This is a genomic window from Gloeocapsa sp. PCC 7428 (assembly GCF_000317555.1).
Lineage (GTDB): Bacteria > Cyanobacteriota > Cyanobacteriia > Cyanobacteriales > Chroococcidiopsidaceae > Chroogloeocystis.
Window position 1 is genome coordinate 4,826,197 of record NC_019745.1, and the last position, 8,804, is coordinate 4,835,000.

The following is an 8,804-nucleotide window of genomic DNA, read 5'->3' on the forward strand; positions in this document are numbered from 1 at the left end:
GCAAAGTGTGCCTCGTACACCCAGTCAATTCATTTTTCTCACTGGCAATTTATCCAGTGAGAAACGAATACATAATCGCAGTAAGTCTAAGTTAGTAATGCGATCGCGCTTTGCAAAATTGAGCTAATGACTTTAGTAACTGCTGTTGTGGACTTCAATATCTTCCATATTCTTGAAAGCACAGAGCCTCGCTGACCAGTAAATAATATTTTTGAGATTTAGCTCGAATGAATGACGATATAGAAAAACAACAGGATATGCTTCATAATCACGAAATCTTCCTTTTTCGATTAATTGCTTTGCCAGCGAGTTCGCAGCATACCTATATCCTCAACTCAAGGAGCAAATAGTGAAGGTCATAGTAATAGATCTGTCTTCTTTAGTGCATTTTTCGCCTTCTACTACAATACACAATCAAGAAGATAAAGCATGAAAAGCCAAGTAACGATGCCGATCGTGTGACTACACTCCGCGTATTCACAGCTTGCGCAAATTGTCAATACTGAATTCTCAGTGGCTAATCAACACTAAACTCAAACGCCATTCGGTGAATCGCAGTCTACAATAGTAGCCTAATAAAGAATAGCTGCTTGGTTTGATTATGACTACTGCTACTGCGGTAAAAACCGAGTACGAAGCGATTATTGGTTTAGAAACCCATTGTCAGCTGAGTACAAAAACTAAAATATTTTCTAGTAGCTCGACCGAGTTTGGTGCAGACCCTAATACTAACATTGACCCGATTTGTATGGGTTTGCCAGGGGTGTTACCTGTTTTAAATGAAAAGGTATTGGAATACGCCGTCAAAGCAGGTTTAGCACTCAATTGCGAGATTGCTAAATATAGCAAATTTGACCGGAAACAATATTTCTATCCTGATTTACCGAAAAACTACCAAATTTCGCAATATGACTTACCGATCGCACAACACGGTTGGTTAGAAATTGAACTTGTTGACGGTGATGGTAATCCAATACGCAAACGCATCGGCATCACGCGCTTGCACATGGAAGAAGATGCCGGAAAATTAGTTCATGCGGGAAGCGATCGCCTTTCCGGTTCAACCTATTCGCTCGTAGACTACAACCGTGCGGGTGTACCATTAGTTGAAATCGTCTCAGAACCCGATATGCGATCGGGACAAGAAGCCGCTGAATATGCGCAAGAACTCCGCCGAATTCTCCGTTACCTGGGTGTAAGTGACGGGAATATGCAAGAAGGTTCCTTACGGTGCGATGTCAATATCTCAGTGCGCCCTGTGGGACAAAAAGAGTTTGGCACGAAAGTCGAAATCAAAAATATGAACTCGTTCAACGCGATTCAACGCGCGATTGAATACGAAATTGAACGCCAAACTGCTGCAATAGAAGCGGGAGAAAGAATCATTCAAGAAACTCGCTTGTGGGAAGAAGGCGCGCAACGCACAATTAGTATGCGTACCAAAGAAGGTTCGAGCGATTACCGCTACTTCCCCGAACCCGATTTAGCACCGATTGAAGTCACAAACGAACAACTTGAAAAATGGCGCAGTGAACTTCCCGAACTTCCCGCACAAAAACGCCACCGTTATGAAACAGAATTAGGGCTTTCACCGTATGATGCACGCGTACTCACCGACGATCGCACCGTAGCTGAATATTTTGAAGCCGTGATCGCATCTGGTGCCTCTGCAAAACAAGCAGCAAACTGGATTATGGGTGATATTGCAGCATACCTGAATAAAAATAAGCTGAGTATCAACGAAATTGCGCTCAAACCAGAAGCCCTTGCCGAACTCGTCACATTGATTGAAGACAACACAATCAGCGGTAAAATCGCTAAAGACATACTACCAGAGTTATTAACCAAGGGTGGTTCGCCAAAAGCGATCGTCGAACGCGATAACCTAGGTCAAATATCAGATTCGAGTGCATTAGAACAAGCGATCGACCAAGTGATCGCCGCCAACCCCAAAGAACTCGAACAGTACCGCAACGGTAAAACGAAACTTCTTGGCTTCTTTGTCGGAAAAGTTCTCAAAGAAACTGGAGGACGTGCTGATCCTAAGTTGACAAATCAATTGCTGGCGAAGAAGCTTAATGGTTAGGGCATCGGTAATTGGTCACTGGTAAGTGGTTGCACAGAACCCATTATCCATTACCTGTTACCTGTCACCAACACTTAACAAAAAATCTAGAATCACGAGTAAATCAATGCTATCTAACCTGGTATACTTTGCAGAGTAGATGCACCCTGATGATCGGGAGAGTCACACAAAAGACTCTCCTTTTTTATAAAGATCGGCGCAAAATCGACAATTCATTAGGGGTAAGCGCCACAGGCGATAAGTGCGATCAAAGGCAGAGAGTAATGTCACAATGGCGGGAAATTGAGGGTGGCGTGACTGCTCCCAGAGGATATAAAGCAGCAGGAATCACAGCGGGATTGAAACCTTCAGGACTTCCAGATTTGGCATTAATTGTGTCAGATGTCGAAGCGATCGCCGCAGGAGTTTTTACCACATCCCAAGTTCGCGCCGCGTGTGTAGATTACTGTCGTCAACGCCTGCAAGCAAAATCCAGCGCTAGAGCAATATTATGTAATGCTGGACAAGCTAACGCCTCGACAGGTTCGCAAGGATGGCTTGATACTTTAGAAAGTGCGATGCTACTAGGGCAAGCGCTCAATATTCCTTCTGAGTCAGTACTCATCGCTTCGACGGGTGTCATTGGGCGCAGAATTCGCATGCATGCACTCAAAGCAGGAATTCCCAAACTTGTCGCCGCTGCTTCCGCAACAGGTTCTGATGATGCGGCGCAAGCGATTGTCACGACAGATTTAGTGACAAAATCCGTTGCTTTAGAAACGACGATGGGCGATCGCCCTGTGCGCATTGGTGGAATTGCCAAAGGTTCAGGGATGATTCATCCAAATATGGCAACGATGCTCGCTTTTGTGACCTGCGATGCTGTCGTGTCTCCTTCATTGTGGCAGCAAATGCTAAGCCGCGCCGCCGATAAAAGCTTTAATCAAATTACAGTGGACGGCGATACCAGCACCAATGATACACTCATTGCACTCGCAAACGGTCAATCACGCACCCCTGCAATTACAGAAATGGGGGCTGAAGCTGAGAAGCTAGAAGCAATGTTAACCGAAGTGTGTCAGCGTCTAGCAAAAGCTGTTGCGCGTGATGGTGAAGGCGCAACGTGTTTAATTGAAGTGCAAGTTAGTGGTGCGACAGATGAAGAATCTGCCAGAAAAGTTGCCAGAACGATCGCGGGTTCATCTTTAGTCAAGTCTGCAATCTTTGGACGCGATCCCAACTGGGGAAGAATCGCTGCTGCTGCTGGGCGCGCGGGAGTTCCGTTTGAACAAGAAAACTTGCAAATCAAGCTGGGAAACTTTGAGTTGATGCAAAATGGCGAACCATTACCGTTTGATCGTGCAGGTGCAAGTGCGTATTTAAAGCAAACTGCGGAGGCTTCTTCATTACCGAAAGAAGCTGTTGCGACAAATATGAGTAATGATTTATCTGTTGTTGAAGCTGGAATATCATTACCATTTGACCGCGTAAATGCACCACAGCAAAGAATTGATAACCCTGTGATTATTGCTGTGAGTATTGGTAATGGTTCAGGTTTTGGTAAAGCTTGGGGCTGTGACTTAAGTTACGATTACGTCAAGATTAATGCCGAGTATACAACTTGATGGGCAGCTAGCCAAGTGTGGTTGGTAATCGAACATGACGAATAATCGTCTCCAATTACCAATTACCCATTACCGAGTTGCGTTCTCAATACTATGCAGCGAATTTCTATTATTGGAACAAGTGGTTCAGGAAAGACAACTTTAGCACGTCAAATATCTCAAATTACAGCGATTCCTCATGTTGAATTAGACTATTTACGTTGGGAACCCAATTGGCAACTCGTTTCTCAAGATATTTGGCGCGATCGCATCTCACAAGCGCTTTCAGGCGATTCCTGGATTGTCGATGGCAATTGTAGTCAAGTTCATCACACGATTTGGAGTCGTGCCGATACTGTGATCTGGTTAGACTATCCTTTAGCCATAATTTTACAACGATTGCTTTGGCGAACTTTACGCCGCGTCATGACTCAAGAATCCGTTTGCAATGGCAATTATGAAACTTGGAGAACTACATTGAGTCGTGATTCGATTCTTCTCTGGGCAATTCAAACTTATTGCCGTAGAAAACGAGAGTACTCTATTCTATTAAGAAAACCAGAATATTCTCATCTTGAAATTATACACTTACAGTCACTTCGTGCAACACAAAACTGGTTACTCAGTCTAATTAGTTAGCTAATTACTACTTTGAATTCTTTCTACCAGCTTTCCAATCTTCGCCTCCTGGAAACTGAGTTAAACTCTCACTTACAATTGCAGGTAATTCTTTGACAGTATGAGAGTATGTTAACCTCAACAACTTCCGAGCCATCATAATAACTTGCTCTCTATCGACCATTTCACTAATTTGGAATTCGCTGTAGCTTCCGTTCAAAACTTCTACGCTTGCATCACGAATCGCCGACTCAAATTCATCTTCTAAAGTAGAGTCCCACTCATCTAAATCTAGATAATAAGATGTTTTGTTATCTTTTAAATTCAATCTTTTTATCTCGACGATTGAGTTACGAATTGAAGCAGCCCAAGAATTAGATAATTGTTGTTCAAGTTGATTTTTGATTAAATGAATCAATAGAATTCTGACAAATGCTTGGATGTTACGTAGAATGGCTTGCCTACTCATTCCTTCTAATTCATCTACAATAGCCAAAGCATCTGTGTAGCGTCCTTCTACAATACTTCTTCTTAAATCTACAAGTTCCTGTGTCATGTTAGCTGCCCTTCATACTTGATAGTACTGGCACGAATAGCGGTTGAAAACTGTATTTATAATATTTTGGCAGCAACTGAAATGTTAGTAGCGATCGCCTACTCGTTTGTTATCAAGGGCAATGGATAAGCCATTCCCCTTTGATTTATTTCATCCTAATCACGCAGTTTTTCGCCTTCACTTTTGTGGAATGATAGTGTTGCGTCTTGATTAAGTCCTTGTGCTTGTTGTTCTGCTGGTGAAGAATCTTTAGGAGGAATTCCTAATCCCATACGTACATTACGCCAGCCTAGCTTAATATCTTCCCACAAGTGGCTAGGTGGTTTGTAACCATAGGCGCGGTACTTGTTAGGTGGAACTTTTCCTTTTTGGTGGACAAAGTCTGCAAAAGCATCCGTCCAAGCATCAAACTTATCGTAAAAATTTGGTTCTTTCTCAATATCTTCAGCTTGGTTATCGCTATACTTCTTCCCGTGACCAATTTCTACATAGCGCCAGAGGCGATCTGGAACTTCAATTCCACTATAACGAGATTGCCAAACAAGTGGTGCATAAGCATTGCGTTCATTCTCAAACGGTTCTTCTTCTGGATCGAAGTAGTGTTTATGTTTGAGGTGTTTGGGTCGTCCTGTAGAATCAAGTTCATCAGCGCCATTGTCTCCATAGCAGAAAAAGCCTGCTGTGCGTCCTTCTAAGTGGTTCTTACTCAATTCTTCCCACTCTGGAGAATGTTCGAGTTGCATTGCTTTTTCAGGATCTTTATGATCGATTAAGTCTTCACGAGGATTACCGCCACTCATACACACCAAACGATCGAACATCAGCTTTAAATTACTGCTGGGTGCATACCAGTTAATTGGACCAATAATCGCCCATGCATCTGCAAGATCGAGACGGGAATATAGATCGAGATTCCACATCAAATCTGGTTCAGCTTTACTATTAGGTTCATAACAATTGCAAGGCCATACACATAATGCCATTGAAGTTGAAGCACAAGCATTACAGCTTTGAATATGTTCGCGCGCGTAAACGTTACCAAGATCCTCGTAGTCAATTTCCCATTCTTGCGGTAGGCGTTCTGCCATGCGTAGCATCAATGTGCGCGACTTAGAATCAACTCCAGGACAATTATACTGACGGCGATTTGACCCAGAAATGATTAATACTCGAAACGGGCGTTGTTCTACTGAAAGTTTCCCGTTTTCATCGTTCGGTTTCATCGTTATATCGATATCAAGTGCTCAGTATCCATTTAACCGAATTGCCAAAGCGTAGAAGAACATCTATAGGAGTAATTTCGGCTACTGCTTTTTCCTCTCACTCCTTAATCATCGCTTCTCGCCCCTTTCAAGTGAATTCGCGCTGGGGTAAGCTGAGGAATAATGTCATCAGGTTGACCTACAATTGAATGCGCAAATCGTTGTGCTAAGGGGGGTATGAGGACTAAGGGATTGCTAAAGCCTGAGAAAATATGAATACCTTCAAAATTAGGAATAGCCCCAATCAAAGGTAGACGATCGCGACTAAAGGCAACTAAGCAATGATGCCATGTTCCTGGTAAGTTTTTGAGTTTTGGTAATATCATTCCAACACTGTTTCTGAGTGCTGTTTCGCTACTAACCGCGTCGATAGGTGCAAAAGGTTCTGTCAGTACCCGACTCATTTGACCCAAATATAATCGGCGATCGCAAAATTGAACGGCTCCTGGGTCTAAAATTGGTGGCAATGTTTCATTTCCAGAATCCCATAGACTATCATCTTTTGTAGACTCTGCTTCTAGTTGAAATCTTTTCAATACCGCTGGCATGACGAGGGTGCGTAACTCGACATCGACAGGTGGAGTGGCGATGATTTCTGCATGAGTGAAGTATACACAGACTGAAATTCCGGCTGATTTAAGTAATGCGCGGCTAAAGCCACCTGCACACACAACCGTATTTGCTGCATGGTAAGTGTTTGTTTTTGTTTTCACGCCAATGATACGTTGACCTTCGCGCAATAACTCCCACACCTGCGCCACGTACATCGTACCACCTGCACGTAAGAATGCTTGGATGTAAGCTTCGGCAAGTTTTTCTGCATGGATGTGTCCGTGTTTGACACTCAGCGCCCCAGCGATCGCATCTTTATTCAATAATGGTTCTAATTCACACGCTTCATCGACACTCAGTAATCGTGGTGGAATCGCAAATTGTGCATAAGATGCAGCTACAGTTTCTGGATTGTCATCGCGATTAATCGTCAAGAGTAAATCTAATTCCCGAAACTCAGTATCCGCGCTTAACTCTTGAGATAGCAAGCGGTGACGGGTAATTCCTTCTTCACAAAGTTGCTTCGTTAAATCAGTTGTCCCTGACCAATACGCTAAACCACCATAACTGTAATAAGTAGCATTGTGTGGTGTTGCTTCTTTTTCAAGGAGTAATACAGCAAAGCCTTGTTTGACTAACTCATAGCTTAATGCTGCACCTGTAATTCCACCGCCGATTACAATCCAGTCATAAGTTTTCATCAGGAGTGTTCTCTGTTAACTAACCTGAGTGGAATGGATTAAAGTCTGTGTTGATATCGTAGTAATCTTCCTTCTCCTGTTGCTTCAACCATCCTGTAGTCCAGTACGTCACAGGAGTAAACAAAATTTCCACTCCACATTTGAATAAATAGTTCGACACAATTAATGTCCACAATAAATTATTTGGGACAACGCCGCTAAACGCAACCAGAATAAATATTGCTGTATCTAAAATTTGACCAACTAAAGTGGAACCAATCGTCCGCATCCACAGCCATCGTCCGTGGGTAACAAGTTTTAATTTCGCTAAAGTGAAGGAGTTGGCAAACTCACCAACAAAATACGCAACTAAACTTGCTGCCACGATTCTAGGTGTAAGTCCAAGAATTTGATTATATGCGGTTTGATATTGCCAATCCGGTGCAGGTGGGAGAATTCCAACAACAATAAATGTCACAGACATTAACAAAGCTGAGAAAAATCCTAGCCAAATCACCTTACGCGATCGCGCATATCCATAAACCTCTGTTAGAACGTCGCCAAAAATATAGCTTAGGGGGAACAATAGCGTCCCGCCGTCAAAGGTAAACGGTCCAAGGGTAACAATTTTTGTCGAAGTGACATTTGAGATGAGTAGTACCGTAACAAATAACGCTGCGATCGTGTCTAGATGTTTATACGCTTTGGACACCGAATAATATCCTACGATGAACGCGAGCATTGCTGTAACAACGGAGAGGGGGAGATTCGAACTCCCGGAAGCTTTCACTTCATCCGATTTCAAGTCGGACGCAATCGACCACTCTGCCACCTCTCCAATTTGACTTTTAGCAGTTTGCTATTAGCCATAATACATTCTATCAGCTATGCTGGCTGCATTAAAGAACTACTATTTTGATAAAGAATTTGTTCAGACGCTATTTTGTAGTTTTGATGTAACCATACTAAGGAAACTTGAGTGACAGTACTACCTTGTAAATAGACAAGCGAAAAATTCCGCTGGCGATCGCCTCCTATTTGTATGATGCGAGGAACACTCGCTGCATTCAGATAAACTGTTCCTTCTGCAACATTAATTGCTTTACGAAGTTGCTGTTGTGTATGGCGAAGTTTGTGATGCATATGACCAAAAGTCACCAAGGGAATATTTTTTCCGGCTGCGCGAGTTTGCGCGATCGCTTCTGCAAAGTCAGGATCGCCAAAATCACCTCCTAGTGGTTGCCAATCTTTACCACAAGGATCTTCAGCGCGATCGCCGAGTCCAAATGGACCATTATGTCCAAGAAAGATAATGTTATCGTGTTGCGCGCTTTTAGCCGCAGCTACCATCAAATCAGTAGATTCAGCAAAACTAGTGACTCCAAATCGTTCTTGGTAAAAATTGGCGTTTTTCCATGTTGCACCTCCCCAGCTAAAGGGACGGCTACCAACAATGCTGAGATTAAA

The 8,804-nt window shown here is 43.0% G+C and carries 8 protein-coding genes and 1 tRNA gene (1 of these 9 running past the window's edge); 3 read left to right on the plus strand and 6 right to left on the minus strand.

All coding sequences use genetic code 11. From position 1 onward, the window contains the following. Positions 1-601 precede the first annotated feature (601 nt). From gatB to GLO7428_RS21280, 3 genes are all read left to right on the plus strand, one after another. A complete protein-coding gene (gatB, locus tag GLO7428_RS21270; RefSeq protein WP_015190648.1) occupies positions 602-2,086 on the plus strand; it encodes an Asp-tRNA(Asn)/Glu-tRNA(Gln) amidotransferase subunit GatB in 1,485 nt (494 codons plus the stop codon). 263 nt (positions 2,087-2,349) lie between these two features. Beyond that, positions 2,350-3,690, plus strand: a complete 1,341-nt coding sequence (argJ, locus tag GLO7428_RS21275) for a bifunctional ornithine acetyltransferase/N-acetylglutamate synthase (RefSeq protein ID WP_041918716.1) — start codon at positions 2,350-2,352, stop codon at positions 3,688-3,690. 93 nt (positions 3,691-3,783) lie between these two features. Continuing rightward, positions 3,784-4,308 (plus strand): hypothetical protein, encoded by a 525-nt coding sequence (locus tag GLO7428_RS21280; RefSeq protein ID WP_015190650.1) that lies wholly within the window; start codon positions 3,784-3,786, stop codon positions 4,306-4,308. A gap of 7 nt (positions 4,309-4,315) precedes the next feature. On the opposite strand, the gene GLO7428_RS21285 is transcribed toward GLO7428_RS21280, so the two are convergent. The 6 genes from GLO7428_RS21285 to GLO7428_RS21310 all read right to left on the minus strand — a co-directional run. Further along, positions 4,316-4,843 carry a DUF29 family protein gene (locus GLO7428_RS21285; RefSeq protein ID WP_015190651.1) on the minus strand — a complete coding sequence of 176 codons (528 nt, stop codon included), beginning with the start codon at positions 4,841-4,843 and terminating at the stop codon, positions 4,316-4,318. Between the two features lie 155 nt (positions 4,844-4,998). Then, positions 4,999-6,066 (minus strand): NAD(P)H-dependent oxidoreductase, encoded by a 1,068-nt coding sequence (locus tag GLO7428_RS21290; protein WP_015190652.1) that lies wholly within the window; start codon positions 6,064-6,066, stop codon positions 4,999-5,001. Between the two features lie 104 nt (positions 6,067-6,170). Beyond that, positions 6,171-7,358, minus strand: coding sequence for an FAD-binding oxidoreductase (locus GLO7428_RS21295; RefSeq protein ID WP_015190653.1), 1,188 nt, complete (start codon positions 7,356-7,358; stop codon positions 6,171-6,173). A gap of 19 nt (positions 7,359-7,377) precedes the next feature. Continuing rightward, positions 7,378-8,079, minus strand: coding sequence for a queuosine precursor transporter (locus tag GLO7428_RS21300; RefSeq protein WP_051038472.1), 702 nt, complete (start codon positions 8,077-8,079; stop codon positions 7,378-7,380). 11 nt (positions 8,080-8,090) lie between these two features. Next, positions 8,091-8,175, minus strand: a tRNA-Ser gene (locus GLO7428_RS21305). Positions 8,176-8,222: 47 nt separating this feature from the next. Beyond that, positions 8,223-8,804: the 3' portion of a TIGR04168 family protein gene (locus tag GLO7428_RS21310; RefSeq protein ID WP_015190655.1), read on the minus strand. Its footprint extends 345 nt past the window's final position; only the last 582 of its 927 coding nucleotides appear in the window; the start codon falls outside the window, past its right edge — the gene reads right to left on this strand; it ends in the stop codon at positions 8,223-8,225.

Bases quoted from the DNA above. Each gene is read 5' to 3' on its own strand.
- GLO7428_RS21295 (WP_015190653.1), bottom strand. From the start codon at position 7,358: ATGAAAACTTATGACTGGATTGTAATCGGCGGTGGAATTACAGGTGCA.
- GLO7428_RS21280 (WP_015190650.1), top strand. From the start codon at position 3,784: ATGCAGCGAATTTCTATTATTGGAACAAGTGGTTCAGGAAAGACAACT.
- argJ (WP_041918716.1), top strand. From the start codon at position 2,350: ATGTCACAATGGCGGGAAATTGAGGGTGGCGTGACTGCTCCCAGAGGA.
- GLO7428_RS21300 (WP_051038472.1), bottom strand. From the start codon at position 8,079: ATGCTCGCGTTCATCGTAGGATATTATTCGGTGTCCAAAGCGTATAAA.
- GLO7428_RS21285 (WP_015190651.1), bottom strand. From the start codon at position 4,843: ATGACACAGGAACTTGTAGATTTAAGAAGAAGTATTGTAGAAGGACGC.
- gatB (WP_015190648.1), top strand. From the start codon at position 602: ATGACTACTGCTACTGCGGTAAAAACCGAGTACGAAGCGATTATTGGT.
- GLO7428_RS21290 (WP_015190652.1), bottom strand. From the start codon at position 6,066: ATGAAACCGAACGATGAAAACGGGAAACTTTCAGTAGAACAACGCCCG.